This window comes from Halomonas sp. TP35 (assembly GCF_052375975.1).
In the GTDB taxonomy this organism is placed as follows: domain Bacteria; phylum Pseudomonadota; class Gammaproteobacteria; order Pseudomonadales; family Halomonadaceae; genus Vreelandella; species Vreelandella citrativorans.
The window spans coordinates 36,987-63,632 of sequence record NZ_JBQSUZ010000007.1 but is presented as its reverse complement, the minus strand read 5'-3'; the positions used below and the strand labels follow the sequence as shown (position 1 = coordinate 63,632).

Below are 26,646 nucleotides of genomic sequence, written 5' to 3'. Positions count from 1 at the left end.
TGAGTACAACAACGTCACTGGCCCCGCAAGAGCCAGTGACTGCTTAGTAAGTAAGCGTTAGCTTAATGCAATAGTACTATTGATACCGCTTGAAACGTTTTCAGGCTCAAACCAGCGTGCCGTTACCGTTTTGGTTTGCGTCCAGAAAGCGATCGCTTGTTTGCCATTTGGCCCTAAATCGCCGAGCTTTGAAGCGCGTGAGCCAGTGAAGCTGAAATAGGCAACCGGCACCGGGATTGGCACGTTGATACCCACCTGCCCCACGTCTATATCAGTTTCAAAGCGTCGCGCCACCCAGCCAGAATTCGTGAAGATAGACGTGCCGTTGCCGTTAGGATTAGCATTAATAAACGCAATCGCTTCGTCAAGTGTTTCCACGTTGACAACGCAGAGTACCGGCCCAAATATCTCTTCACGATAAATGGTCATCTCCGCAGTCACATCGGTAAATAACGTCGGTCCCACAAAATTGCCCTTCGGGTAATCGTGTACCTGGCAGTTACGCCCATCAATCAATAGCGTTGCGCCCTCCTTTTCACCGGTCTCGATAAGACCTAACACACGTTCCTTGGCGGCAGGCGATACCAACGGCCCTAAATCGGCATCCTGTTGAGTGCCAGGACCCACTTTCATCAGGCCTGCTGCATCCACAATATCATCAATCCATTGTCGCGCCTCACCGACTAGCACCACGACCGAATTAGCCATACAGCGCTGACCTGCGGCGCCAAATGCTGAGCCCAGCAGATTGTTGATGGCTTGGCTGCGATTTGCGTCGGGCATCACCACACAGTGGTTCTTCGCCCCCATCATCGCCTGCATACGCTTACCCGCATCTGCCGCCCGCTTGTAAAGCAATGAGCCGACGTGGGTTGAGCCAATAAACGATAGCGCTTTAATCGTTGGGTGATCGACAATCTGGTTGGCAACCTCAGGACCGCCGTGCACCACGTTCAACACCCCAGCTGGCACACCGGCTTCATGGGCGAGCTCCACCAAGCGCATGGTCGAGCTGGGATCCTGCTCAGAAGGCTTCAACACAAAGGTGTTGCCTGTCGCGATGGCCAGTGGAAACATGAAACAGGGCAGCATGATCGGGAAGTTAAAGGCCGTAATACCGGCCCCTACGCCTAGCGGCTGATGTAGCGTATAAACATCGACGTCGCTTGCCGCGTTCTCGGCCACCTCTCCTAGCTGGAGCGAGGTAATCGAGCAGGCGTGTTCGACCACCTCCAGACCTCGCCCTACTTCACCTTTGGCATCTGGCAACGTTTTGCCATGCTCTTCGGTGATTAAGGCGGCTAGCTCATCGGTGTTGTCACGAATCAGTGCCTGCAACGCCAGCATAATACGCATGCGCTTTCCAAGCGGTACCTTGCGCCACTCTCTAAACGCATGATGGGCACTTGCAATCGCATGCTCTACTTCTTCTGCCGTGCAAAAAGGCACCCGGGCAACCACCTTTTGGGTCGCCGGATTAACCACATCACGCCACTCCTGGCTTTGAGACAGGACGGCTTGACCATCAATGATCATGGGAATTTCGCGAACGGCCATTACGCTTGCTCCTGATTATGATTGTGTTTGTAACAGTGGCAGTCTCTATAGCTGCCCCAGGGCCAAGAACAGGGTATATCAGCAAGTTAACGTAAACGTCAACTAACGATTAGAGACAATCCCGATTAGCGATGACAAGACCCCAAAGACAGTGCAAACGCATGTTTAACCGCTTGACCTCCCCTCTCAATAAGGGATGATAATACAGCGCACCCAGGAGATGTCTCTTTGCCTCAGCAATACATGCCCACCGCTATGACGTCTCTCCGGCTTGGCCAAGTGGGCCTCTGGAGCCTGGCGCTATTGCTTTGGTGTGCCGCTCCCCACGAGGTGATGCCGCGGGCTGCTGAGCCAGGTCATCACTCAGCCTTGGAAGACCACACCAAACCGCTGATCGTGCTGGCTAACCCACTTAATCGCCTTAGCCTGGACCATGACAAGCGACGCCAAAACCCGGTAGTAATTCAAAATGATACCGGGGTGGCTCTGCCCGCCCATGAAAGATGGCCTGGTATTGCGCCTGCCGTTTATCACTGCGTATTGAATACCCTTGGCTCATCGAACCCAGGCTTACCAGGCGGCCTTCCTCCCTGCAGAGCACCACCCTACGCTTAACAAATAACGACGGTTAACAGAGGTGCATAACGCCTCTTTGCCACATACATGACACCAGGCATTTATTATTAAAAGGTCTGGCCATATCAAGTTATTTCAGGAATCGTGCGTATGTTTCTGGTGGACCAACTTATTTTACTAGCAGCAATTCTGCTACTGGTCGGCATTATTTCAAGCAAGCTGTCAGCTCGCTTGGGTATGCCGGTACTCGTACTGTTTTTAGGAACCGGTATGCTTGCGGGGGAAGCAGGCATTGGCGGTATCGACTTTAATAATCCTGGTTTGGCACACGCGCTGGGCACGTTGGCACTGGCAATGATTTTGTTCGATGGCGGCTTACAAACGCCCCTCGCCTCAATCCGCCTGGTGTGGAAGCCAGCCTCGCTATTGGCCACGCTCGGCGTTTTGATCACATCAATGGTTACCGGGGTCGCTGCTGCTTATATTCTAAAGCTCCCCCTGTTGGATGGTTTATTACTAGGCGCCATCGTCGGCTCCACCGACGCCGCTGCGGTTTTTTCATTACTGCGTAATGCTGGCATCCATATTAATCAGCGGCTCAAGTCTACGCTTGAAATTGAAAGCGCATCCAACGACCCGATGGCGATTTTCTTAACCATTGGATTACTTGAAGTACTGGTTAACGATATGCCCCTTGGAGTGGGCTTGTTAAAACTCTTTATCCTGCAAATCGGAGTAGGTGGCGCCGTCGGCTTGCTGGTCGGCTGGGCAGCCGTTCAACTTATTAACCGTATTCATCTGGTCACATCGGGGCTTTATCCCGTTCTGGTTGCGGCATGCGGGCTCTTCGCCTTTGGCGTTGCTGCGAACCTTGGAGGCAGTGGCTTCCTGGCGATTTTTATCGCAGGCGTCATGATCGGCAATCGCCCGATTGCCTTTCAGCGCAGCACGTTTTTGTTTCATGACGGATTAGCGTGGATGAGTCAGATCGTCATGTTCGTGGTGCTTGGGCTGCTGATTAATCCTGTTTCCCTACTGGATGTATGGCTGGAAGGCCTAATGATTGCGGCCATATTAATCCTGGTGGCTCGTCCACTCGCCGTCACTCCCATTCTTAAACTGTTCGGTTTTACGAACCGCGAAACCGGGCTGGTTGCCTGGGTAGGCCTGCGTGGATCAGTGCCCATTATTTTGGCTATTTTCCCACTGATTTTCGGCCTGGAAGGCGCTGAACTTATCTTCAACGTGGTGTTCTTCGTGGTATTAATTTCTGCCACTATTCAAGGCACTACGCTGCCCTACCTGGCGCGTAAACTGAAACTTACCGAAGCACCGCCTGTTGTGCCTGCCGCCAGCCTGGAGATTACCTCATTGGAGGACGTTGACGCCGACATTGTGGAATATCGGCTAGGTGACTTTACTCGTGCAGCCAACCGTCGTTTATCGCAACTCGCACTGCCTGACGGCACAGTGGTGGCCATGATCACCCGTGGCAAAGACGTTATCCCACCGCGTGGGTCCACCCAATTACAGCCAGGCGATCACTTGTTTGTCGTGCTGCGTCCACAGGTTCTGCCGTTTGTTGACTGTATTTTTGCGGAGGGAGCCACGGTCGACCACTACCAACTCCCCAATCAAATATTGCATCTGAAAGGCAACACCAACGTCGACGAAGTATTTAACTCCTATGGCATTACGCTAGACCGTGATATGCACTGCACATTAGACGCGCTTCTGCGTGAGCGATTGACGGACGAACCACGCATAGGTGACTCAATAGCGTTGGAAAACGTGACCCTCTCCGTTCAAGGCGTACTTGATGGGCGCATTACCACGGTAGGTTTGGCCATCAGTCAGCCAGAACTCACTGTAGAGCAACACCCCGCCTGACACCCATACGTAAAGGCCACCCGCTATTAACGGGTGGCCTTTAGAAATACTTCAACGTGCTGCAAAAATGTCCTGCAAGAATCGTATTTCAACCAGTCCTGCTGGACCAGCACTGCAGAAACAACTCAGGCAGCTTCGTAGGCAGCTTTAAGCCGGTAAAACTCATCAACAATGGCGGCCATTTCAGCGGCGTCATAATGACAAAGGCCACTGACCACCAGCTTTTTAGAGCCGACACCGATTGCAACGCCCTTCGATTCAATGGAAAACTCAAGCAATGCGTCTGCTCGCTTCCCCTGCACATCAAGCGATGAGCGCGTTAAGGCAAGGCCTGGTGTAAACCCATCCAAACGCTCTAATGAAAACCCCATGCTATCGTAGATAACCAAAGGGCGTTTAGGGTTAAACATTACCCCATGCTTTTCCATTAGCGGTTTTAAATAATGCGGGAAATTTTTGCCTGAGAACGCCACATAGCAACGAGCAAATGCTTCAATAGCAGCGCTATCGTGGGTCGTCTCGCCATCACGAACCACCTGTAAATAACATTTTCCACTCTCATCACTTACGTGAAGCTCACCATTTTCTGCTTCACTAAAGAGCAGTGGCGTATCAGCACTTACCATATTGGTGAAGCGAAATTCCATTTGCCGCGACAGCCCGAACTTTACCAGTATTAGCGTAAACAACAGGTCACCAGGCACGCAGAAACGTCGCGCACCCGGATTATGGATCGGGTTGTAATCACCTGCCACGCCTTTAGCGAAACGGCTGGCCTGCTCGGCGGAGACCACTACATACTCTCCGTGTTGCGCGTAAAAATCCTTGAACATGGCGTTTGCTGCCTGCCTAGCGTTGAAATCGAAAACCCATAACTATCCAGCGTCGCGCATAATGCCATAAAACACGCGCCAACAGGAGTCACCTGCCAGGAAGCGAGTATGTCAAACACGAACATTACTAAAAAGCGCTTATCCCGCGTTGTATTGGCTACCTTGATCAGTAGCCTGTTTATCATAACGGTTTGGCTGGTGGGCAGCTACTGGTTGCTGAATAGTCAGTGGTTACCGGAAAGAATTTCTCAGTTTGAAGGTATTGAGGTTCGCTGGAGCCAAGGAACTAGCCGCCACCCTGGACGCTGGGAAGTAGACAACCTTTATCTTGCCCGTGAAGACGATGCGCTACCGATGGCAATTGAGGCCGAGCATGCCACGCTCACACTCTCGTTATGGTCGCTGCTGCGCGGCGAGTTACATATCAAGGTATTAGAGGCCGAAGGAATCCGCCGCTTAACGGTGGGTGATATCGCCCTTGAAGCGCAGGGCACGCTAGAAGTGGCTGATACAACCCTTAGCCGTGAAAACCTGGCCATACCCCATGTGAACTTGGCAATCACAGAAGGCCGCCTGATACGCCCAAGTGACCACGCCACACTGGTTAACGCCATAACCCTTGAAGCCACCGCAACGCTTGATGAGATCACGCCCACGGACCCGGCCACGGGTGCACTTAACCCTGAACTGCTAGCGGCACTTTCCGCAACACTTGATATTAAGGCGCAGGCAGATGCCTGGAATGTATTCATGCCCTACCTGGAGGCCATTCCGTGGCTTTTCCTGGACGGCCGCGGCGCACTGGAGGGCCATATTGAACTTGCCTCAGGCACACTTAAACCAGGTAGCCTGCTTACTTTGAAGGCACCTGAATTACGTTTAACGCTGGATGAGCGAACGCTTTTAGAGCACGATCAACCAACGACTTGGAGAGAGGCAGATGCACCTCCTCCACGTCACACAGCAACCGGTAGAGGAAGCGTCCAGCTACGCGTAGCCGATCACCATATTGATTTTGAGACTCGCCTACAAGATGTCACGCTGGCAGATACACAGCCCTATGCGGTAAATACCGCCTTAAGCCTTAAAAGCGATATGGCCAACCAGCGCTTGGACCAACTAACTCCACCCACGGATGCTGAGCTAGCGCTTGAAGGCACCATTACCCGGCTGGACATGATGGACCGCTACCTCGCCAATACGCTGGAGGGTCAGGGCATTCGCTTATCCGGCAATGGCCGTTTAGAGGCCAGGGTTAGCGTTCGCGACACTCACGCCCATAGCGCCCATTTGCGGGTCGAGGCAGACGCAATCGCGGTCAACGCACTGGATATGACCGCTCAAGGGCAAGGCATACTTAACGCTGAGCTAAAGGACGCCTCGATGGTGGACGCGACACTTGGTTTCTCCCAGGCAACACTCTCCCACGCTGACCAAACACTGCTTAACGACGCGACACTTGACCTGGTAGCACAAAGTCCTATCGAACCCGTATTAGCCCGCAGCCACGCCACCGCGACACTTCACTGGCAGGATGCCCGCATGGCCAGCATTAGCGCCCTGCAACCGTATATTGCCACCTACCTGCCGGACCCGGCTCCGTTTAACCTGGTCAGCGGCCAAGCGCAAAGTAATGGAACGCTCCATATTACCCCTGAACAGCTTAGCGGAGCGCTCACCTTAACCGGCGATTCGCTCACTACCCGCTGGCAACGTGATGAGCAGAGCACCCTGTTCACTAGCGATATGCAGCTTTCACTGCAACTACGCGAGGCCGCTACCGATGGCACAAGCATTGATATCAGTGGTAGCCGTTTACGCTGGCAGGTCGCTGATGACACACAGCCCGAAGAGCGCCTGGAAAGTATCTTAGTGGTTCGCGAAGGCCGCTTTCAGCGGCGTGGCGAGATTCCCAGTGGGCAGTTTCAGCTAGAGGGCAGCGTGCAGCGCTTGAGTTTTCTGAACGCCTTTTTACCCACAGATCACGGCGTTTCGTTGTCTGGCAATGGGCAACTGTTCGCCCAAGGCTCTTTTAGCAGTAAGCGCCTGTTGGCACCTACTCGGCTGCGTATCGATGCCAACCAGCTTGAAGTCGCATTTTTAGACTACCAGGCCAGCGGGCGCGGCGAGCTAACCGCGCAAATCGACAGCCCCGAACAGGCACAACTTTCGCTGGGTATTCCGCGCTTTTCGCTACAGCGTAACGGTGATGACCAACCTCATGTAGAGGGGCGTCACTTTGCCTTAACCACCCAGACAGACCAGCTCAGCAACGTGCTCATATCGCCAGAAGCAGAATACTTTGTTACCCGAATAGACTTGCCGATTACCGAAGTGCCGGACTTTACGCGCTATAACCGCTACTTGCCTGCAGATGCAGGCCTTCGCCTGCTTGGCGGTCAGGCAAGCCTGGGCAGCGAGTGGCTCTTGGAGGGGATGAGCGCCCAAGGCAACATGACCCTACGTGCGTTTGGCGCCGACCTCGCCCTTCTTGATCAGCGGCTACGTGGCGATATCGAACTCTACTTACAACTTACTGAAGGCGATTTACAGGCACGGCGTTTTACGGCTAATGACTCATTTCTGCGCTTGGAAAATGTGTTCCGCATAAGCGAGCAAGGCGCTCAGGACGCAGGCTGGTGGGTGCAGCTCTCCATGGATGACGCACAGCTTACCTGGGATGACCCCATTCGCCTGTCCACACAGCTGCGTCTGGCCATGCGCGACACCGGCTTGGTCGCCAGATTGTTTTTAGCCCGTGCCCGAGAAAGCGACTGGCTCGGCAGGCTACTCAACGTGCGCAATGTTAATGGCACCGCTGAACTTGCACTTAATGGCGAACGTATCCAGCTGAGCAACCTGGTACTCACCGGCGGCCCTCTACTGCTGCTTTCCGATGTCACGCTTGAAGAGCAGAGCGCCAATGGAGCGCTCTATGCCCGTCTTGGCGCACTTGGCATAGGCGTGGAGCTTGTTAACAGCGAACCCAGGTTACACGTACTGCAACCCAAGCGCTGGTTTGACCGCTGGCGGCAAGCGGTTCGTTACCCTCGTCCTGATTAGCGCTGTTTGCGCTGGCGCCGAATCATCCTGACCCGCTCTCTGGCTTTAGCCGGCGTCGAAAGCGGCGCTGCTGAACCCGTCTCTTTGGGCGGCAAAGTGACCCAAGCAAACACCGGCAACGCCAAGTGCCAGCGAATCGCGGCTAACCGCAGCCCCAGCGTAATCGCCAAGGCCATGGCGATACTAACGCTCAGCGGCGTATTCAAGGTGTTCAGCGCGACATATACAGTGCCGCCAGCCATGGCAGCGGTAGCGTAGATCTCTTCACGCAACACCATCGGTACGCGCTGAGCCAGCATGTCGCGGATCATTCCGCCGGCGACACCGGTCATCATCCCCATCAATACCGCCACTACACCGGAGGTTCCCAGCAACAGCGCTTTATGGGTGCCGATGACCGTAAACAAGGCAAGGCCAAAGGCATCCGCAATAGGCAAAAATCTTCGCGACAAGCGATGAATATAGTGGAACCCCACCAGCGAAATGCCCACCGTTGCCAGGATAACCCATAAGTAAGTGGGATCAGCGACCCAAAAGACAGGCCGCAAGCCCAGCACTAAATCACGCAGTGTACCGCCACCAATCCCGGTCACAGCGGCCAACACCAGCATGCCAAACGGGTCCATTTTTGACCGACACGCAAGAATAACGCCCGATAGCGCAAAAACAATCACACCCATCATGTCCAACCAATACACCACACCCGTCACGTGATTCCCCTTTGTGCGCTATGTTTCTTAAAGCGGTTTCTTAAAGCAGGCAGAATATCACTAATACGTTTTTCGTCTATCGCTTACTCATTCGCTAATTAACCCGACTTAACGCCGTGGCTTAGGGTACGCTTGTGAGAACTTTTAAAAAGGAGGTGCTATGGATTGGAATCCTGCTTATACATGGTTAGTACTGGCGCTACTTCTCAGTTTAGGGGAGTTAACCTCAGGTGCAATGGTACTACTGGCACTGGGTATTGCTGCCGCGCTTACCGCGGCGGTCACTGCCCTTGGACTCTCTCTACCTTGGCAATTGCTGAGCATGGGCATTTTTTCTGGCCTATTAGTTCCCTTGGGTGTGATGGTGATTCGTCCGCGCTTTTCTCCTCGCGGCGTTGCCTACGGCACCACCGGCACTGGGGTCGAAAAAGGCAATCATTACCATACGTTGCGCCGCGATTATGACGATGCGACCGGTATCAAAATTAACGGCGACTTTTACCGCTTGCGCGTTATGGACACAGGTGCCACAGAGCTTCCACCCGATACGTCCGTTATCTTCCAGCGCTTTGAAGGTACCACAGCGCTGGTTGCCCTCCCCTCGTCAGCCCCTAACCCTTTGCAAGACGATCCCCCCCCACGCAAGGAGTCTTAATAATGGATTTACCTATTAGCCCCGGTTTATTAATAAGCCTGATTATTGTCGTTATCGGCATTGTGATTATTTCCAAAGGACTGGTGATTGTACGTCAGTCGGAAGTAATGGTAGTTGAGCGCCTCGGCTCATTTAATCGTGTGCTCGAAAGTGGCATCAATATCATCGTTCCCTTTATTGAGCAGCCTCGCGCGATCACCATGCTGCGCTATCGCAAAATGGGCGAAGAGTACCAGGCAATTACCACGGATGAGATTCGCATTGACCGCCGTGAAACGGTGATGGATTTCCCCGGCCAGCCGGTCGTGACCACCGATAACGTAACGGTTCGTATCAATGGCGCGCTTTATTACCAAATTATTGATCCTAAGCGCGCAGTTTACGAAGTCGTCAACATGAGCCAGGCCGTCGAGGTTCTGGCGAAAACCACGCTACGCTCGGTGGTCGGCAAAATGGAGCTGGATAAACTATTTGAATCCCGCGCGGAAGTGAACAATGAGATTCAGGCTGCCATGGAAGAGCCTGCATCCAAATGGGGGGTCAAAATATCTCGCGTCGAGGTACAGGACATCGCCATGCCTGAAGAAGTAGAAACGGCCATGCGCCTACAAATGGCTGCCGAGCGTAAACGCCGCGCCACCGTTACCGAAGCCGAAGGTGAAAAATCTGCCGCTATCGCCATGGCTCAGGGCCAGCGTGAATCGTCCATTCTTAACGCCCAGGGTGATAAGGAATCGGCCATTCTGCGCGCCCAGGGCGAGCAGGAGTCCATCAAACTGGTATTGAATGCTATTGGCGACAGCGAGGAAAACAAACGCACCGTGGTGGGTTATTTACTCGGCCAGAGCTATATCAAGGGTTTGCCCAACATGGCGAAAGACGGCGAGCGCGTCTTTGTGCCTTATGAATCTTCTGCTCTGCTGGGTTCCATGGGCATGTTCCGCGAACTGGCAGGCTCACCTGAGGATGCGGTAGGAGAACATCTAAAACACCGCACCGGCAATACTAACCCATCCAACAGCTTTCGCAGCGGCGTGGTAGGCGGAAGTATTAGCAGTTAATAACGATTAGCTGATAACACTCATTAAAAAAGCCCAGGCCAAGTCGGGTAACAATACACCCGACTTTTTTTCGTAGCCAACATGACATAAAGTTGCTTTAATTTGCGCAATAACAAAACTTCGATACGCGCCTTTTTATACAGCCCGCAGAATGACAAACTTCATTTCACCACGAGGAAATGAGGTTTATCAGCCGGTTTTTAAGCTAACAGGGGCTCCTCCCCCTGCCAAGCCGAGCATCATCAGCCGCTTTCACTATGTATACACTGGCTGGCCGAGCGGGTTTTAGCATCACTTCATTGACTTATCATCAGTGATGATGCGTTTAACAGCCGCATAACAGCGACCAGGATAGAATTTTGTTGCCGCTTGGGGATGGCAAATATAAGGCTATTCTGTGGAGCATTACACTTTGCGTGTGGGTGCTGTATTCGGGTGTTTTACAGGCTGACTCAGCCCCTCAACCTCTGCATAGCTGGGAGTACCACTGGGGAGACCTTCCTGCGGGAACTCAAGGCACTCTTTCCCAGCCGCCCGATACATCACTCACCTGGAACCCCATCAACTTTCCTGCCGATCCACCGGAAAGAAACGGCCAGGAACAGGTATGGTTCCGCGGTGTATTGCCAGACGGTAACTGGAATGACCCCGTACTCTACATCACCAGTATTAACCTGATTGGCCAGATCTATCTGGATGATGCACTGATCTACCAGTACGGCGAATTCGATGCCCAAGGGCGGGGAGATTTTGCAGGCTGGCCGTGGCACATGGTTGAACTGCCTGAGAATTTTTCCGGCAAACCGCTCAACATCCGAGTATTTTCCTATTACACCAATATCGGCCTGTGGGGCGAAGTAAAGGTCATGGAGCGTCTTGAGGTATTGGAAAGTATCATCCACATGTCCGTCCAAGACCTTGCAGTCAGTGCCCTGGTATTTGTTTTAGCGTTTATAGCGACTATATTCGCCGTTATTGGCCCTGAAAGGCGCGGCTTTTCAGCTATTGCTCTGTTTGCCTATGCCTCTGGCCTAATGTTGTTGGCTGAAGCGCCAGCTCGCCAGTTGATCGTTGATAATGCTCTGGCTTGGGACACATTGCGCGCGGGCAGTTACTACACGCTACCCATTGCTCTTGGGCTACTACTAAGCCATTGGTTTAACGGAAAAACAAAGCGCTGGCTGACCAGTATTTGGGCGCTACACTTAGCCTATCTCGCCATAGCGATCAGCCTGGTTCAATTAGGGCTTGTTAGCCTTTCTATCACTTTTCCCGTATTTGATGCATTACTCACCGTCACGCTGCCCACCATGCTAATACTCGCCCTGTTTAGGTTCCGAGAACTAAGTACTGAGCAGCGATTATTAGCACTTTGCTTCACTTTGTTCATACCACTCTTATTGACTGACATGCTGGTAGCCCACGGCTTTATTGCCTGGCGCACCATACCGTTAAGCTACGGCACGCTGATCTTTTCACTGGCTAACGCGGCGATCTTTCTTTGGCACTACCGGCATACTCAGCAGCAGATGTCACTTGCGAATGAAACTCTGGAATATCAAGTGGCATCAAGGACCAAGAAGCTTGGCCGCCTCGTCCAGGAGCTAGAAAACCTCTCTTTTAAAGACCCTCTCACTAACCTATATAACCGACGTCATTTTGATAGAGTGCTCGAGCATGAATGCCTCCGCGCGCAGCAAAACGCCAGCCAACTATCGCTACTCATGCTGGATATTGACCACTTTAAGCAGATCAACGATCACTTTGGCCATGATGCAGGCGATAGCGTGCTGGTGGAAATGGCGGAACTGCTAAAGCATCACTTTCGTGGCCTTGATATCGTTTGTCGGTTTGGAGGCGAAGAGTTCGTTGCTCTACTACCTGGGACATCAGTTCATGCTGCCGAGTCTCGTGCTAACGCGCTATTGACACTGGCATCAGAACTCTCTCTAGCATACCAGGGAGCGCCACTAACAAAAGTGACGCTTTCTTGCGGAGTAGCGACTTATCCAGACCATACCCAGGACCCATTCAAACTGCTAAAAATGGCTGATGAGATGCTATATCAAGCTAAAAACGGCGGCCGCAATCGCTGCATTGTGTGGCCTGAAACGCCTAAAACGCGCGATTTTATGCTGGGGCAGTCGTAGCCCAGCATAAAATCCCCCTCTCGCTGTCCAGCGATAAGCTGATTGCCAAAAGGCAATCAGTAAACACGCCATGCTACAGGTTGATATGACCTGAGACGCTACAGTGCTGCCTTTTTCCCAAGCCGGGTTAAACCACGCGGCGCCGCAATACGAAAAAAACGCTCCACGACATCCGCTTGTGTGGCCGGAGTCACTAACGACACCCCCACAAATATCGGCAAGTTGATGATTAGCCCCCAGAACCCCGCGTGGATTCCCAGCGGGTGTGGCCATAGCGTAGTAAACGCCACGGTAACCAAAAACCCTGCCACAATGCCCGCCATAACGCCCAAGCGTGACGCGCGCGGCCAGAAGAACATGCCAACAAAAGCAGGCAAGACTTGCGAGGCAAACCCCAGCCCTACCAGCAAAATCATCACCAGACTGCCCGGTTCAGCAATCGCGAGCGGTGCAATCACCAAGGCCATGATGGGTAAGATCATACGCCTGGCAAGTCGACCAGTAGTAGCATTTGAAAGCTTTAACAGCGGTTGCAGTACATCCTTACTTAATGACAGCGACACCGAATGAATAAACGGCTCACTTGATGACATGGAAGCCGCCAGGGTTCCCGCCCCCAGTAGCCCGACCAGCACAACGGGCAAATGCTGCATGGCATATTCAAGCGCCACCGTGTCTGCTCGGGCCAGGTCAGGTAGCGAGTAAATACCGATAAAGCCCACAATCACCATGGGTAAAATCACCACATAGTACGTTGGCAGCCAGGTAGCGCTGCGCCGGATGGTGCGTGCGGAAGACGCACTCATCCACTGGGTCCATACCGGGGGCATAAACGAGAACATCGAGACAATAATCGAGGTGGTCCAGAAGCTAAAACTCATATCCCCGCCAGCCCCTGGTAGGGTTAAAAACGCCACATGCTCAGCCTGAATACGCTCAAATACCGCTGCAAAACTTAAACCGCCGGTGGCGCTATGCACTGCCCACAAGCCTACAGCCCAGGCAACGACCAACATTAATACGCCCTGAAAAGCGTTGGTACGCCCAATCGCCCGCTGACCGCTGGCGTATAAATAGACAGCAATAGAGGCAAGCACTAGCACAACGCCTAACCAAACAGGAATGATACCACCGCTCATCACAAACAGAATATAGGCCGAACCAACCGTTTGAAGCACCGCGTAAGCAATTGAGCCAACCGCCATTACCAGCGATGCCAGCGCCCCCAAGGCAGGGCTTTGATAACGGTCAGCAATCGCGCTTGCCTGAGTAACGTGGCCAAATTCAGCGCCAAACTGCCATACCTTTGGGCCAAAGTACCAGGCGATCAGGGCCAGATATGCCAAATAGATAGCGACGTAAAAGACCGCAACCCCTTTCGAATAAGCCCAGCCCGGTGCGCCCATAAAGGTATAAGCACTGACGCTCCCTGCGGCAATCAGCAGATACAGCGTGACCGGCCCCATGCTACGCCCAGCAACCCCCCACTCTTCCAGGCTGTTCATATTGGCACGGGTGGCCTGACCACCGCGGGCGCGTAAGCCAATCATCATGGCAATGGCCACATAGATAAGCGTAATCAGCAGAGGCCAGAGGCTATTCATGGTTATCTCGCTCTACGATACGGTTGCCTATCAGCATGACCACCACGCAAGAAAAAATAACCAAATAGCTCCATACCACCATCAGGGGCAGGCCTAGCACTAACGTTGCCCGGTTTACCCAACCAATCATCGGCCACGTTCCCATAGCGATGAGTGTTAAAAACGCAATTAATAAACCCCAACCCGCACGCGAGGTGGGCAGTACCAGTAAACGCCGCATGGTGATTCCCTAAAATTTTGTTAGCCGTCGTACCACTGGCCTACCTATTTTCATGTTGTGTGATCGGCAAATCGTCGGTCGATCAACGGCTTGACTCCGTTAAGAGGCGTCGCATGAGCGTCACGGTTTCGCCTCGGTACTCAAGCGTTTCTATCGCCTGCCAACCTAGCCGCTGATAAAGCGACTGCTGGTCAGGGGTATAGAGATAACATTGGTGAATACCGCTATTGCGTACTTCTGCTTCCACGCACTGCACCAGCGCGGAAGCAATACCCTGCCCGCGCCACTCAGGCGCTACGAAAACAGAGGCCAGCCACGGCGTTAATTCGCGCCGAATGCTCATATCATCATCAATTAAGCAGGCAGTGCCGACAGGTACGTCGTCTTGCAAAGCAATAAATACGGAGGGTACACCCGAGATACCGCACTCAGACATCGTGTCATCAATGGCTTCTTCTAGCGTTAGCCCTGGGTATAAATTCCCCCACGCTGCAAACGTCCAGCGCACTACGGTGGGAAGATGAGGACTATCTGCGCTAAGTCGCTGGATAGTGGTGTCCCGCATCACTATTTACCTTATTTTGCTGAAATTAACACCGTCACGGCAACCCTGTAGCCCGCCTCGCACCATCATGCAAAAGCGCGCACCTGCGGCGATTAGCGTGACTGATCGCGCAGCAGCGCATCAAGAGGACCATTCTCAAGCGGCTGCCCCCAACTATCGCCATGTACCAACTCACTTAACGGTAGCCTGGAGCGCCAGCCTTTGGCTTCAAGCTCCGGCTGATCCAGAAACTCGCTGACATAACCAAGGCATAGATAGGCCACGGGATATACGTGATCAGGCAGGTTCAAGGCGTCACTTAACTGCGCCTGATCCAGAATGCTTACCCAGCCAACGCCAACCCCTTCGGCCCGCGCAGCCAACCACAGGTTTTGTACCGCCAGGCACGTGCTGAACAAGTCCGTTTCGACAATACTGTTACGGCCTAGCACGTGTGGCCCACCCCGGCTGCGGTCGCAGGTGATGCATAGATTCAGCGGGCTTTCGACAATCCCTTGAAGCTTGAGGCTGCGGTAAAGATCATTACGCTCCCCCTCAAAACACTCAGCGGCTTTCTGGTTTTCCTGCTCAAATAACGCAAGGATAGACGCCCTGACCTCGTCACCTTCAATGACCATAAAATCCCAAGGCTGCATGAACCCTACCGAAGGCGCATGGTGGGCAGCCTGCAATAGACGTGCCAGCACGTCAGCGGGAATCGAGTCAGGAAGAAACTGTGAACGCACATCACGGCGCTCATAAATGGCACGATAAAGCCCGTGGCGTTCACTCTCTGAAAAGCAGGCATCTGAAGCGGTCACGGGATTAAACTCCTGTTCCATGATCGTTTATGCGTGGGAGGCGGGTTTGACCATATCAATATGCGGTATGCCGTCCTCATCGTAGGGCTCACTGATGCCCATGCCAGGATAGGTTTTTTCGGTGAAACGGATAGCTTCGCTCATAAACGCCCGGCTATATTGGCGGCCCCGAAAAGCCTTAAGTGTCATCACCCATCCAATAGAAGGCTCAGCGAATTTACCACCCGGCCGCCCCACCCGGATATACGCCACAAGCAGGCCATCAACCGTAGCGGAAAGATACCTAGCAAGCGGATCCAAATCATCAACCTCTTGATAGACACATTACTGCTCCACCACTAACACCGCTTCACGTGCCCTTACGATGTCATAAAAAACGTGCGTACTTAATTCATCCAGCCGCGACCAGATAAAACATAATGTTGTGGATCAAAGGTTCTCATAAATAAGTAGTTACTAGCCTGAATAAAATGGGTGCAGCGTTAATAGTTTTGCCTACAAGAAAAGCCACCTAACAACAAACACTTAACTTTGTTAACATTTTACACGCTGAACGAGAATCAAGCAGCAATTGTTCTGTACTAAGTGCTTGATCTGAAGTGTCGTGTTGTCAGGTAGCTATCACGGATGAAGCCATGTTAAAACGCTTCATTGCTCCGCTTACTGACCCTGAATAGAGCGCACTCGCCTATCACTACAGTGAGAAACATGCACTACGCCGTCGTGCGCATGCCATCCTGCTGAGCAATCAGGGTCATACAATTAGTCAAATCAGCCAGATACTACAGGTTCGCCGCGACGCCATATCACGATGGCTAAAACAAACCTGGGTGAGCATGAGTTCTATTACTTTGGTGAGTCCGGCTTTCACAATCGTCATCGATACCCTATGCGTGGAGCCCTATCGAACAGCCCTTTGAGGTGACCGTCCACTCACCCGGCCGAAGTCTGAACACATTGGGTTTCCTCAGCCGCGCTGGAAAACAGATCTACCGAACCACTACCGTATCGGTGACCTCCGAGACGGTTATCGAAGCGTTTGACGTACAGAAAAACCGGATACCTTCGCTGTTGTGTTGCTCGAAAATGCCAGCATGCATCGCTCGCAGGCCTTCGGCGAAAGATAATAGAGTGGATGTCACACCGTATGCATCTATTTTACCTGTCGGCCTACTCGCCGGAGCTGAGTCTGGTTGGGATACTGTGGCGTTAGATGAAGTACACATGGCTGCCGTTGAGTGCTTACCTTTTATTTGGCCACCTCTGTGAAGAGGTACACACCGGCTATTGGATAGCTATGGAACTGACCGCACGATTAGTTTTGAATAAGCAATTAGTATGCGACACGCTTTTATAGAGATGCAGGATACCTCCACATACCCAACAACGTTTTTAACTTTTAGACAAATCAATAACCTGGCCCTATATTTTCGTCATCCCAATAAATATAGCTGTTTTTTTCAAATATTATTATCTGCGCGCATACTTTCAAAACTTTCAACCTGCCCCATTAACCACTGCTTAAATGCGATAACACGAAGATTTTCAACTTCAGCCGGATTTAAAACTAGATAATAGGCAAACTCATGAATACGCCATGGCATAATTGCTTGTACTTTTCTATCCAAAATAAGCTGACTAGCAATAGAGTAACGCCCGACACAAAGGCCAAGCCCCTCTGCACAGGCTGCCAAGGTCAGATTACTGTCAGAAAACTGTAATTTACGTAGAGATGGATGAAACTCAACCCCAATTTCACGGAGCCAAGGCTGCCATGTATTCCAGGGTTCTGTTGGTTGAATACTACTATCTTCCAACAAAAACTGAGTACGCAATAAACTTTCAGGACGAATATCGCGAAGGCCGCTTACTCGTTTTGAAGGAGCCAGTATCGTCACGGCATCGCTCATTAGCTGTTCAGTATGTAGGTTTGGGTAGTTACCTGTACCAAAACGAATTCCAATATCTGCCTGATTATTTCGAAAGCTCAATAAATCACTTTCACCGCGCAACTTCAGTTGCAGACCAGGATAAAGAGCCTGGAAGCTTGCAAGCCGCGGAATCAGCCAGCAACGGATAAAAGAAGAAGGTGCTGATAGCGTCAACAGACCATCAATCCCCTCCTGTCTAAGCTCTTTTGTTGCTCGTTCGATTTGGGTAAAAATACTCGATAAACGCTCATAGTAACGACGTCCTGCATTTGTCAGAACTACTCCACGGGGTTGACGTACAAATAACAAAATATCGAGCCTACTTTCCAGCTCTTTTATACGGTGGCTAACAGCGGCTGGTGTCAGGTTAAGCTCCTGAGCAGCAGAGGCAAAGCTGCCTAATCGTGCAGCAGTTTCAAAGGCGCGAAAAGCGTTTAAAGGAGGGAAATTGACACTACTCATGGCTAAATTTTAGTAACCCTATAGGTGAGAAAAAAGAAGTTTCCATTATTTTTTTTGACGTCAAAATGATACTACCTTCCCCACCTTCAAGAGGAAAAGCCTCATGAGTAGCCTGTTATATCGATTAACTGCCTTTTCTGATGTTCCTTCTGGTGGTAACCCTGCAGGAGTATGGATTGGAGATGAGCTACCTAAAAAAAAGGAAATGCAAAATATCGCTGCAGAGGTTGGATACTCGGAAACAGCATTTATTGCACCATCAACAGGAGAAGTTAGAACTATTCGTTACTATAGCCCACTGGCAGAAGTTAGCTTTTGTGGGCATGCAACGATTGCAAGCGCCGTAATGCTGGGCCGCTTAAGTGGTATGGGCATTTATCAACTGAATACATCGGTGGGGCGCGTGCCAGTGAAAGTCGATATGATCGATGGTCAAATTCAGGCAGCGTTAACCTCAGTTGAACCTGACCATAGGCCTGCTCCTGTAGAGCTTGTTAATGAGGTATTAGAACGGCTTAATTGGTCTCTTGACAAAATGGATCCATCTATCCCTCCAGCTTTAGCCTATGGAGGAGCATGGCATCTTGTGCTGGCAGTTGGTTCTCGACACACATTAAGTCAACTTGATTACGATTTTAATGAGCTGAAATCTCTGATGTTACGAGAAGGGCTAACAACGCTACAGCTTGTTTTCCGCGAGAGTAATAACCTTTTCCATTCGCGAAACCCCTTTCCAGTCGGTGGCGTAGTAGAAGACCCGGCGACTGGAGCTGCGGCTGCAGCGCTAGGAGGATATCTACGCGAAGCCAAGCTGATTAACGTTCCTGAGAAATTTCTCATAAAGCAGGGTGAAGAAATGGGACGGTTAAGTCTGCTGCAAGTTGAAGTACCAGTGCAAGGAGGAGTCGTAGTGGCTGGCACAGCCGTAGAGATTACTACTCAATAGTCTACTACGCTGCCCTACGGTGATGTTGCTCCAGCGATACCCAGCAACACCATCTTAGAGACGGAACAGAGCGGTCGATAGCAACAGGTATTATCGCGGTTTCACCATATCAATATGCGGTATGCCGTCTTCATCGTAGGGCTCACTGATGCGCTCGAACCCAAACGACTCGTAGAAAGCGTTTAAATAGACTTGTGCGCCGATCTTAATGCCCAGATCAGGATAGGTTTGCTCGGTAAAACGAATCGCCTCGCCCATAAGCGCTCGGCCATACTGATGCCCTCGAAAAGCCTTAAGGGTCATCACCCGGCCAATCGAGGGCTCAGAAAACTTATCACCCGGCCCCACTACCCGGATATACGCCGCGAGCTGACCATCAACCGTTGCGGAAAGATGCCAGGCAAGCGGGTCCAGCTCATCAACTTCCTGATAGGCACACCGCTGTTCCACCACAAACACCGCTATGCGTGCCTTTACGATTTCATAAAATTCGCGCGTGCTGAGCTCATCAAACCGTGACCAGCGAAAATCCAAGGACATACCAGCTACCTTTTACCCGTGGCGTTATTTTGCGAACGCCAAGTGTACACAAGATTAAGTAGCGAAGCCTTTAGCACGGACATCGACCAGTATATGTACCTAGCCTAGCCGCCAGCGAAGAGGTGCCGTTTTACTTAGCATGCCTTCTTCATCCCAGTCTTCCCATCCGGCAAACGGTATCGGCTTTTCACGCTCCCAGTGCGTTAGACGCTCGGCCCAGCGCTGTTTACAGACATTGAGATGTTTGCGTAGAGCTTCCTCATTCTGATACTTAATGCCGCCACCCTGCACGCCGTAACTCAGTTGAGGCGCCAGTACGTCAAACCCTACGTAATAAAGCGATGAGTGAATGGGCCATAGCCAGGCCGCCATATTGCCCGCCCGGCCAAAGGGTTGAAAAGCGGCTTCCGGTGAGCCTGCGGTCACCGACAGCATGGCGCGTTTACCTTTAAAGTAACCTTGATCGTAACGCATGCGACTTGTGTAGCGCCCGCCATAAACCAATACCCGATCAAACCATCCTTTTAGTACAGCAGGCTGTGCATGCCACCATAGCGGGAACTGAAAGATCACCAGATCGGCCCACTCCAGCCTTGCCAACTCGCGCTGGATATCCGCGGGCAGTGCTGCATTTTTGTGATGATGGCGCTGCTCATCTAGTGGTGCGAAATAGTCTTGATCAACTCGTTGGGAATAGTGTTCGGCGTGCTCTATCGCGTTGAAGCGTTCAGCATAAAGATCATCCACATCAACCGAATGCCCTGCTTTTTTCAATTGATTGACGGCGGTATCGACCAACCCACCATTAAACGAATGTGGCTCTGGGTGAGCCGTGACAATCAATACGTTCATGAAGCTTCACACCTGTCGCTGGATTGAATGACAGGCTACCCTGTTCATATTTGCTCAAAAATCCCCTAATTATGAGAATTAACTTTGCATGAATGAACAGCAGCTAAAGTGGGACGATCTTCAAGTGATATTGGCTATCGCTCAAACAGGCTCTTTATCCGGCGCCAGCCGGCACCTGCGTATCAGCCACGCCACCGTATTTCGCCGTCTCAACGCGATTGAAAAACGCCTGAACGTCACTTTGTTTGAGCGTCATCGGCATGGCTATACCCCGACACTGGCAGGAGAAGATCTGGCGGCAACGGCAACGTGTGTTCAAATAGAGGTTGATAGCGCTGAACGCCGCCTTATTGGGCAAGATCTGAAGCTTTGTGGAAGCCTTCGCATCACCACTACCGACACGCTTTTTGCAGGATGGCTATGCCCTCTATTAACAAAGTTTCGTCAACAGTATCCTGATATTACGCTGGAAGTGGTGATCTCAAACCAGTTGCAAAGCCTATCGCGAAGAGAAGCGGACATTGCCATTCGACCGACACTCAGCCCACCGGAAACTCTTGTAGGCCGCAAGCTAAGCGATATCCGCTTAGCCATTTACGGCCAGAAAAACCGTTGGCAAATGGCACCTGTACCGCTGGATCCTACATCGCTCGACGGTGAAAGCTGGATAGGGCCAGATACGCATATGGGCGACGCAACGCTCGAAAAATGGATGGTGGGTAAAAGCACGGGCTACAAATTAGATAGCATGCTGGGAATACAACTGGCAGTGCGTCAGGGAGCAGGTATCGCGGTACTTCCTTGCTACCTTGGGGATAGTGACGAGGAGCTAATCAGGCTTACCAAGCCAGTGGAAGAACTGACTACCCAGCTCTGGTTCCTGACTCACCCCGATTTGCGCTATGCGGCCAGAGTGCAGGTTTTCATGAAAGCGATAACGGAAGCAGTGCGCGAGCAGACAGACTAACCAAACAGCTAATACGCCTTATGTTGGCTCAAGCCCTGCCAAAAACTGCTTGAGCAGTTCATCAAGCTGCGCCCGCTGGTCATCACTCAAACCACTGACCAGCTCTTCCTGTGTCGCCACATGAGCAGCAACGGCTTCATCAATTAACGCAAACCCTTTCTCAGATAGCGAAATCAGAAATCCTCGCCCGTCGGCGGGGTTTTTGACACGCTCAATCAACTCCGCTTTTTCCAACTGCTGAAGCCGATGTGTCATGGTGCCGGACGTCACCATGGTGGAGGCCATTAAGTCGCTGGGAGAAAGCGCGTAAGGTGGGCCTTCACGGCGCAGCGTGGCCAGTACGTCAAAGCTTGAGTCGTTAAGGCCGTACGCCGCCCACGTCTGCTCCATGCGCCGCATCACGCTATGATTCAGTCGTTTGAGTCGGCCCAGCGTGGCCATTGGGGCCACGTTCAGGTCGGGCCGCTGTTGCTGCCACTGTGTGAGTATTTTATCGACATGATCCATGGGGTTCATGCTTACCGCTTTTTAGCTTGACGTCAAGATAAAAAACCATATACCTTGATATCAAGGTATTTTAAAAATCATGTTAAAGAGCAACCACAAGAGCCACACTATGCAACCATCCAAGGCAAGATCAGGGGCACTTCCCAAACAGAAGCGACTTGCCGCATTTATCTATCTTGTGGCAGGTGGCGCGCTACTGGGGCTTTCGACCAACGTGGCCAAACTGGCCGGTGATGCGCAGCTGTCGCCTCTCGCCTTTCTATTTTGGTCGATTACTGGCGCGGCTTTAATTCTGCTGGCCGTAGCAGCACTACGCAGCAATTTGCCGCCTGTCACGGGGCGCACACTTGAGTACTATCTTGTTTCGGCCTTTGTTGGCGTGGCGGGTTCTAACCTGATTTTCTTCTCGGCCATTCCGCATATTGGTGCAGGTTTTGTCGCCCTTGTGATTACATTGCCGCCGCTGCTTACCTACGTTGGTGCGCTGATAGTAAAGCTGGAACGCTTTCAGATGACGCGGGCGATAGGCGTTATGTCAGCGCTTGCGGGCGCCGTCACTTTGGCAGCTCACAAGCTTTCCGCGCCTGATGCCGACTATGTGTGGATTTTGCTGGCGTTGGCGGGGCCGGTACTGTTGGCCATCGGCAATCTTTACCGAACGTTGCGCTGGCCAGCGGGTGTCTCAGGCGACGCTCTTGCGCCCGGTATGCTAGTCGCTGCGGCGGCTCTTCTGTTCAGCGTCGGCCTGCTGCCTGGGTTTTCGCTTGGTATTCCAAGCGGGCAACGCCTTCCACTTCTCCTAATTGCCCTTCAATCAATGGTATTTGCAGGCCAGTTTTTACTGCTATTTCTGCTTCAGAAAACCGGCGGGCCGGTGCTTCTCAGCCTGCTGGGTTCCGTCGGCGCCGTGGTTGGCGTTCCGGTGGCGATAGTGCTCCAAGGAGAAGCCGCGCCGGAGGGCTTACTACCCGGCGCCCTGCTGATAGGCACAGGTATCGCTCTGCTTAATATTGGCAAAGCCAGGCAACTTGCCTAAATAAACAAAGGCATATCTGGCAGGCATCACTTAAACAATAAGCCGTTCCATGTAGTGAGTATTGACTTCCGTTTTACGAATGTGAAAGCCCATGCGTTCGTAGAGCGCGACGGCAGGATTAATGCAGAACACCCGAAGGCGCAGCGTATCGATATTCGATTGCCGCGCCCTGTTTACCATATGGTGGATGGCTGCCGTACCAAAACCCTGACGCTGCCACTGCGGCGCGATTTGCAGCTCGCGAATATAGCAAGCCTCGGTAGCCTGGTTGATACACAGCAAGCCCACCGGGTGCGTGTTGATGACCAACTGATAGCTTTCCAGGGTACGCCACTCGCTTTCAAACAAAGCGCTGTCCCAGTGCATATCCAGCTGTTCATAGTAGCCGGACATATTCTGGCGGATCAGTTGCTCTGCAAAATCCCTATCGCTGGTCGGCTGAAAGAGCGGCGTCATATTTACTCCCGGCGCTCCTGTCGGCACCTGTTGCGAAAGCACTTAATTTGGCTTTGGCTATTATTTTATACGGACTGCACACGTAAATCCCTGACTCAGGCAGTGCTTCGCGCTGCATCGCTAGCTGAAGCTGCTCCTACAACAGTAGCCAACGCATTGAAGTTGTGGGAGCTGAGTTCACTCGGCGATGGCGGCGCTAGCCGTCCTTGAATATGTGCCGCCACTAAACCCGGCAGCGCTTCGCGCTGCATCGCTAGCTGAAGCTGCTCCTACAACGGTAGCCAACGCATTGAAGCTGTGGGAGCTGAGTTCACTCGGCGATGGCGGCGCTAGCCGCCCTTGAGCATGTTCCGCCACTAAACCCGGCAGTGCTTCGCGCTGCATCGCTAGCTGAAGCTGCTCCTACGATATTCCTACCCCAACTGAAACGGGTAAACCGACCCTATTTGCAGAAGCTGCGTTAACTCATCCAGTGCGCTGAGCGACTCTTCTGCCAACTGCGGATCGGCGAGGTCATCAGGTGCCAAGCGATCCCGGTAGTGGCGGTTGACCCAAGCAGTAAGGTCTTCGTAAAGATCATTGGTGAGCAATACGCGGCCGGTCAGTGCTGCGCGCTCGGCTTCTGAAAGAGCAACGCGCAGGCGCAGGCAAGCGGGGCCGCCGCCGTTGCGCATGCTTTGCTTGACGTCTTTCACCACCACGTCACAGATGGGGTTATTGCCTGCCAACAGGTAGTCTTGAACGGTGCGCCAGACGGCTTCACGCTCCTGACATTCGCTGGGCACGACTAGCGTCATGGTGCCATCGGGGTTGGAAAGCAGCTGCGAGTTAAACAGGTACGATGCCACTGCATCTTCCAGGCTCACTGCTTCAATGGGTACGCGGACAGGAATCAAGGGCGTCGTCATTTTGCGGCGCAGCTCGTCGAGCGTGCCCTCTTCGTCCAGGAAAGCCATTTCGTGATACAGCAGCACGGCTCCGTTACCCACGGCAATGACGTCGTTATGAAATACGCCCGCATCAATAGCGTCCGGATGCTGCTGAGCAAATACCGTTTGCGACTCAACAAGCCCATGCTGACGGGCTACCGCTTGGCTGGCTTCCAGCGTTTGGCGGGCGGGGTAACGAACAGGTTCGCGCTCGCCGCTACGCACGTCACCAAACGCTTGGCGGCCATACACAAACAGATGAACGCCCGGCTCACCGTACTCACCACACAGGCGAGTATGATTGGCCGCACCTTCATCGGAAAATGCAGGCGTGGCGGGCAGCACTGGGTGGTGGGCGAAGTGCTGTTCGCTGTGAAAAATGGCCTGCAGCACACGGCCCGTGGTTTGCGGCTCAAGAAAGCGATGAAAGCTTGATTGCAGGTTGGCCGGAGTGAAGTGCACCCGGCGGTCCGGCGCGTCGATGCTGGGGGTAACGGTGCCCGCATTGGCCGTCCACATGCTCGAAGCGGAGCATACAGCCCGCAACAGCTGCGGTGCATCGGCGGCAGCACGGGCCAGCACATCATGATTGCTGCCGCTAAAACCCAAGTCGCGCAGCGCGCCGATATCCGGGCGCTGTTGAGGCGGCAGAACGCCTTGGGCGTAGCCTGCCTCCATCAAGGATTTCATTTTTAAAAGCCCTTGTAGCGCCCCCTCTTTAGGATTGGACTCAAGGCCGCCGTGACTCATGGAAGCCACATTGCCTACGGCGAGCCCTGAGTAGTTATGCGTCGGGCCTACCAGGCCGTCGAAATTGACTTCCCTAACGTTACTGATCACAGGTGTTCTCACAGACTAACTCCCGGCGGCAGAGTATCGGGCATCTCCAACGCCTCGGCTTCCATGGAAGCCACCGGATAGGCGCAGTAGTCCGCCGCATAGTACGCGCTGGGGCGATGGTTGCCGCTGTCGCCGACGCCGCCGAACGGCGCATCACCCGAAGCCCCGGTAGTCTGGCGATTCCAGTTCACAATACCCGCACGGATGCGCAGCAGAAAATCGTCCCAGTCGGCCTTTTCACCGCCAATCAAACCCGCCGAGAGGCCATAGCGCGTGTTATTGGCAAGCGTTAACGCCTCGTCCCAATCGTGGTAACGGTGCACCTTCAATAACGGGCCAAAGTACTCCTCGTCAGGCACTTCCAAGCCCGTCACATCGATTAACGCAGGCGTGAGCAGACTGGTATTGTCTTTAACACGCTGCATACGGTTAATCACCGTGCCACCCAGTGTTTCCAGCTCATCCTGTGCTTTTAGCAGACCATCAGCCGCCGCCACACTGACCAGGCCGCCGTAAAACGGTGTGGGCGACTCATCAAACTGCCCGGCCACATGAAGCCTGGCAATCGCTTCGGAAAGCGCGTCAATTAGCCGGTCGCCAACCTCGCCCTGGGGTACGATTAAACGGCGTGCACAAGTGCAGCGCTGGCCGCCGGACAGAAAGGCGGATTGCAAAATGGCCAGCACGGCGGCGCGCTCATCATCCACGTCCTTGACCACCAGCGGATTGTTGCCCCCAAGCTCCAGCGCGAGGATTTTATCCAACTGCCCGGCAAACTGCTGTTGCAGCATACCGCCAACCTTTGCACTGCCGGTAAACAGCAGGCCATCGATCCCAGGGTGTGCAGAAAGCGCCTGCCCCACCGGTACACCGCCTTGAACAAGATTGATGACGCCAGCAGGCAGCCCGGCTTCTTGCCAGCACTGCAGCGCCAAGTCCGCGGTTAGCGGTGTTTGATCGCTCGGTTTGAAGACCACCGTGTTGCCTGCCAGGAGAGCCGGCACCATATGACCGTTAGGCAAGTGGCCCGGGAAATTATAGGGGCCAAACACTGCCATCACGCCATGCGGACGGTGGCGCAGCACCGCTTTGGCACTGCCTACAGCTTTTTCGCGTTCGCCGGTGCGCTCCTTGTACGCCTTGAGTGAGAGCGCTATTTTCCCCACCATAGCGCCCGCTTCCGTACGCGCTTCCCAAAGCGGCTTGCCGGTTTCAGAGGCAATGGCGACAGCCAGCGCTTCACTGCGCGATTTAAGTACCTCAGCAAAACGCTCGACCAGCGCTTGGCGTTCGCTAAAGGGCGTTTTTGCCCATTCGGGAAACGCCTTACGCGCAGCGGCTACCGCTTCTTCAACCTGCGTATCACTGGCTGATGCCCCTTGCCAGAGCAGCCCGCCTGAGACGGGGTCAAACTTACTAAACGATGCTGCAGCGCCATTCACCCAGGCGCCGTTGATAAGCTGCTGTTGTTGGGCGTGCATCATGCTCTCCTACCT

The 26,646-nt window shown here is 52.9% G+C and carries 24 protein-coding genes and 1 pseudogene; 10 read left to right on the top strand and 15 right to left on the bottom strand.

The annotated features are described in order from the left end of the window. Window positions 1–57: 57 nt before the first annotated feature. Window positions 58–1,557, bottom strand: coding sequence for a CoA-acylating methylmalonate-semialdehyde dehydrogenase (locus ACT3RU_RS10330; RefSeq protein WP_192527837.1), 1,500 nt, complete (start codon window positions 1,555–1,557; stop codon window positions 58–60). A 228-nt stretch (window positions 1,558–1,785) separates the two neighbouring features. Between ACT3RU_RS10330 and ACT3RU_RS10325 the strand changes: the two genes are divergently transcribed. Continuing rightward, window positions 1,786–2,172, top strand: a complete 387-nt coding sequence (locus ACT3RU_RS10325; RefSeq protein ID WP_140398963.1) for a hypothetical protein — start codon at window positions 1,786–1,788, stop codon at window positions 2,170–2,172. Window positions 2,173–2,283: 111 nt separating this feature from the next. Then, window positions 2,284–4,023 carry a potassium/proton antiporter gene (locus ACT3RU_RS10320; protein WP_192527838.1) on the top strand — a complete coding sequence of 580 codons (1,740 nt, stop codon included), beginning with the start codon at window positions 2,284–2,286 and terminating at the stop codon, window positions 4,021–4,023. A 125-nt stretch (window positions 4,024–4,148) separates the two neighbouring features. On the opposite strand, the gene ACT3RU_RS10315 is transcribed toward ACT3RU_RS10320, so the two are convergent. Continuing rightward, a complete protein-coding gene (locus ACT3RU_RS10315; protein WP_087106339.1) occupies window positions 4,149–4,856 on the bottom strand; it encodes a DUF3581 family protein in 708 nt (235 codons plus the stop codon). A 108-nt stretch (window positions 4,857–4,964) separates the two neighbouring features. On the opposite strand from ACT3RU_RS10315, the gene ACT3RU_RS10310 reads away from it, so the two are divergent. Next, entirely contained in the window at window positions 4,965–7,919 is a 2,955-nt protein-coding gene (locus ACT3RU_RS10310) for a translocation/assembly module TamB domain-containing protein (RefSeq protein ID WP_192527839.1), read from the top strand. Here ACT3RU_RS10310 and ACT3RU_RS10305 read toward each other — a convergent pair. Continuing rightward, window positions 7,916–8,629: a trimeric intracellular cation channel family protein gene (locus tag ACT3RU_RS10305; protein ID WP_192527840.1), complete on the bottom strand. Its 714-nt coding sequence runs from the start codon at window positions 8,627–8,629 to the stop codon at window positions 7,916–7,918. The two genes, ACT3RU_RS10310 and ACT3RU_RS10305, sit on opposite strands and share 4 nt — an antisense overlap. A gap of 160 nt (window positions 8,630–8,789) precedes the next feature. Between ACT3RU_RS10305 and ACT3RU_RS10300 the strand changes: the two genes are divergently transcribed. The 3 genes from ACT3RU_RS10300 to ACT3RU_RS10290 all read left to right on the top strand — a co-directional run bounded on the left by ACT3RU_RS10300 (window position 8,790) and on the right by ACT3RU_RS10290 (window position 12,495). Then, a complete protein-coding gene (locus ACT3RU_RS10300; RefSeq protein WP_192527841.1) occupies window positions 8,790–9,284 on the top strand; it encodes a nodulation efficiency, NfeD-like protein in 495 nt (164 codons plus the stop codon). A gap of 2 nt (window positions 9,285–9,286) precedes the next feature. Further along, window positions 9,287–10,345, top strand: coding sequence for an SPFH domain-containing protein (locus tag ACT3RU_RS10295; RefSeq protein WP_172117243.1), 1,059 nt, complete (start codon window positions 9,287–9,289; stop codon window positions 10,343–10,345). 359 nt (window positions 10,346–10,704) lie between these two features. After that, complete coding sequence (locus ACT3RU_RS10290; protein WP_483392668.1) at window positions 10,705–12,495, top strand: GGDEF domain-containing protein; 1,791 nt, start codon at window positions 10,705–10,707, stop codon at window positions 12,493–12,495. A 98-nt stretch (window positions 12,496–12,593) separates the two neighbouring features. Here ACT3RU_RS10290 and ACT3RU_RS10285 read toward each other — a convergent pair whose 3' ends face one another. The 5 genes from ACT3RU_RS10285 to ACT3RU_RS10265 form a co-directional block, all read right to left on the bottom strand. Further along, on the bottom strand, window positions 12,594–14,099 hold the full coding sequence (locus ACT3RU_RS10285; RefSeq protein ID WP_192527843.1) for a sodium:solute symporter family protein: 1,506 nt from the start codon (window positions 14,097–14,099) through the stop codon (window positions 12,594–12,596). Then, on the bottom strand, window positions 14,092–14,319 hold the full coding sequence (locus tag ACT3RU_RS10280; RefSeq protein ID WP_192527844.1) for a hypothetical protein: 228 nt from the start codon (window positions 14,317–14,319) through the stop codon (window positions 14,092–14,094). Before ACT3RU_RS10280 ends, ACT3RU_RS10285 begins: the two co-directional genes overlap by 8 nt. An 82-nt stretch (window positions 14,320–14,401) precedes the next feature. Continuing rightward, window positions 14,402–14,884, bottom strand: a complete 483-nt coding sequence (locus tag ACT3RU_RS10275) for a GNAT family N-acetyltransferase (RefSeq protein ID WP_192527845.1) — start codon at window positions 14,882–14,884, stop codon at window positions 14,402–14,404. 92 nt (window positions 14,885–14,976) lie between these two features. After that, window positions 14,977–15,705, bottom strand: coding sequence for a 5,6-dimethylbenzimidazole synthase (bluB, locus tag ACT3RU_RS10270; RefSeq protein WP_192527846.1), 729 nt, complete (start codon window positions 15,703–15,705; stop codon window positions 14,977–14,979). A gap of 6 nt (window positions 15,706–15,711) precedes the next feature. Continuing rightward, the gene (locus tag ACT3RU_RS10265; protein WP_225733848.1) at window positions 15,712–15,984 is read right to left on the bottom strand and encodes a GNAT family N-acetyltransferase; all 273 of its coding nucleotides are present in this window, start codon (window positions 15,982–15,984) and stop codon (window positions 15,712–15,714) included. A gap of 335 nt (window positions 15,985–16,319) precedes the next feature. Between ACT3RU_RS10265 and ACT3RU_RS10260 the strand changes: the two are divergent. After that, window positions 16,320–17,013, top strand: a pseudogene (locus ACT3RU_RS10260) (transposase). A gap of 131 nt (window positions 17,014–17,144) precedes the next feature. Here the strand turns inward: ACT3RU_RS10260 and ACT3RU_RS10255 are convergent. Beyond that, window positions 17,145–18,077 carry a LysR substrate-binding domain-containing protein gene (locus ACT3RU_RS10255; RefSeq protein WP_483392667.1) on the bottom strand — a complete coding sequence of 311 codons (933 nt, stop codon included), beginning with the start codon at window positions 18,075–18,077 and terminating at the stop codon, window positions 17,145–17,147. Window positions 18,078–18,180: 103 nt separating this feature from the next. Here ACT3RU_RS10255 and ACT3RU_RS10250 point away from each other — a divergent pair, with 103 nt between their 5' ends. Continuing rightward, window positions 18,181–19,023 carry a PhzF family phenazine biosynthesis protein gene (locus tag ACT3RU_RS10250; RefSeq protein WP_192528537.1) on the top strand — a complete coding sequence of 281 codons (843 nt, stop codon included), beginning with the start codon at window positions 18,181–18,183 and terminating at the stop codon, window positions 19,021–19,023. A gap of 90 nt (window positions 19,024–19,113) precedes the next feature. Here ACT3RU_RS10250 and ACT3RU_RS10245 read toward each other — a convergent pair whose 3' ends face one another. Together ACT3RU_RS10245 and ACT3RU_RS10240 are read right to left on the bottom strand one after the other, a co-directional pair. Next, window positions 19,114–19,563 (bottom strand): GNAT family N-acetyltransferase, encoded by a 450-nt coding sequence (locus tag ACT3RU_RS10245; protein ID WP_192528536.1) that lies wholly within the window; start codon window positions 19,561–19,563, stop codon window positions 19,114–19,116. Window positions 19,564–19,662: 99 nt separating this feature from the next. After that, window positions 19,663–20,415, bottom strand: a complete 753-nt coding sequence (locus ACT3RU_RS10240) for an NAD(P)H-dependent oxidoreductase (RefSeq protein ID WP_192528535.1) — start codon at window positions 20,413–20,415, stop codon at window positions 19,663–19,665. Window positions 20,416–20,503: 88 nt separating this feature from the next. Here ACT3RU_RS10240 and ACT3RU_RS10235 point away from each other — a divergent pair, with 88 nt between their 5' ends. Then, window positions 20,504–21,382: a LysR family transcriptional regulator gene (locus ACT3RU_RS10235; RefSeq protein ID WP_192528534.1), complete on the top strand. Its 879-nt coding sequence runs from the start codon at window positions 20,504–20,506 to the stop codon at window positions 21,380–21,382. An 18-nt stretch (window positions 21,383–21,400) separates the two neighbouring features. On the opposite strand, the gene ACT3RU_RS10230 is transcribed toward ACT3RU_RS10235, so the two are convergent. Next, a complete protein-coding gene (locus ACT3RU_RS10230; protein WP_225733928.1) occupies window positions 21,401–21,898 on the bottom strand; it encodes a MarR family winged helix-turn-helix transcriptional regulator in 498 nt (165 codons plus the stop codon). Window positions 21,899–21,998: 100 nt separating this feature from the next. Between ACT3RU_RS10230 and ACT3RU_RS10225 the strand changes: the two genes are divergently transcribed. After that, complete coding sequence (locus ACT3RU_RS10225) at window positions 21,999–22,925, top strand: DMT family transporter (RefSeq protein ID WP_192528533.1); 927 nt, start codon at window positions 21,999–22,001, stop codon at window positions 22,923–22,925. 30 nt (window positions 22,926–22,955) lie between these two features. On the opposite strand, the gene ACT3RU_RS10220 is transcribed toward ACT3RU_RS10225, so the two are convergent. The 3 genes from ACT3RU_RS10220 to astD all read right to left on the bottom strand — a co-directional run bounded on the left by ACT3RU_RS10220 (window position 22,956) and on the right by astD (window position 26,631). After that, on the bottom strand, window positions 22,956–23,381 hold the full coding sequence (locus ACT3RU_RS10220; RefSeq protein ID WP_192528532.1) for a GNAT family N-acetyltransferase: 426 nt from the start codon (window positions 23,379–23,381) through the stop codon (window positions 22,956–22,958). A 413-nt stretch (window positions 23,382–23,794) separates the two neighbouring features. Further along, the gene (gene astB, locus ACT3RU_RS10215; protein WP_318779708.1) at window positions 23,795–25,162 is read right to left on the bottom strand and encodes an N-succinylarginine dihydrolase; all 1,368 of its coding nucleotides are present in this window, start codon (window positions 25,160–25,162) and stop codon (window positions 23,795–23,797) included. Continuing rightward, window positions 25,159–26,631, bottom strand: a complete 1,473-nt coding sequence (astD, locus tag ACT3RU_RS10210) for a succinylglutamate-semialdehyde dehydrogenase (protein WP_192528531.1) — start codon at window positions 26,629–26,631, stop codon at window positions 25,159–25,161. The genes astB and astD overlap by 4 nt, the downstream gene beginning before the upstream one ends. Window positions 26,632–26,646 lie beyond the last annotated feature (15 nt).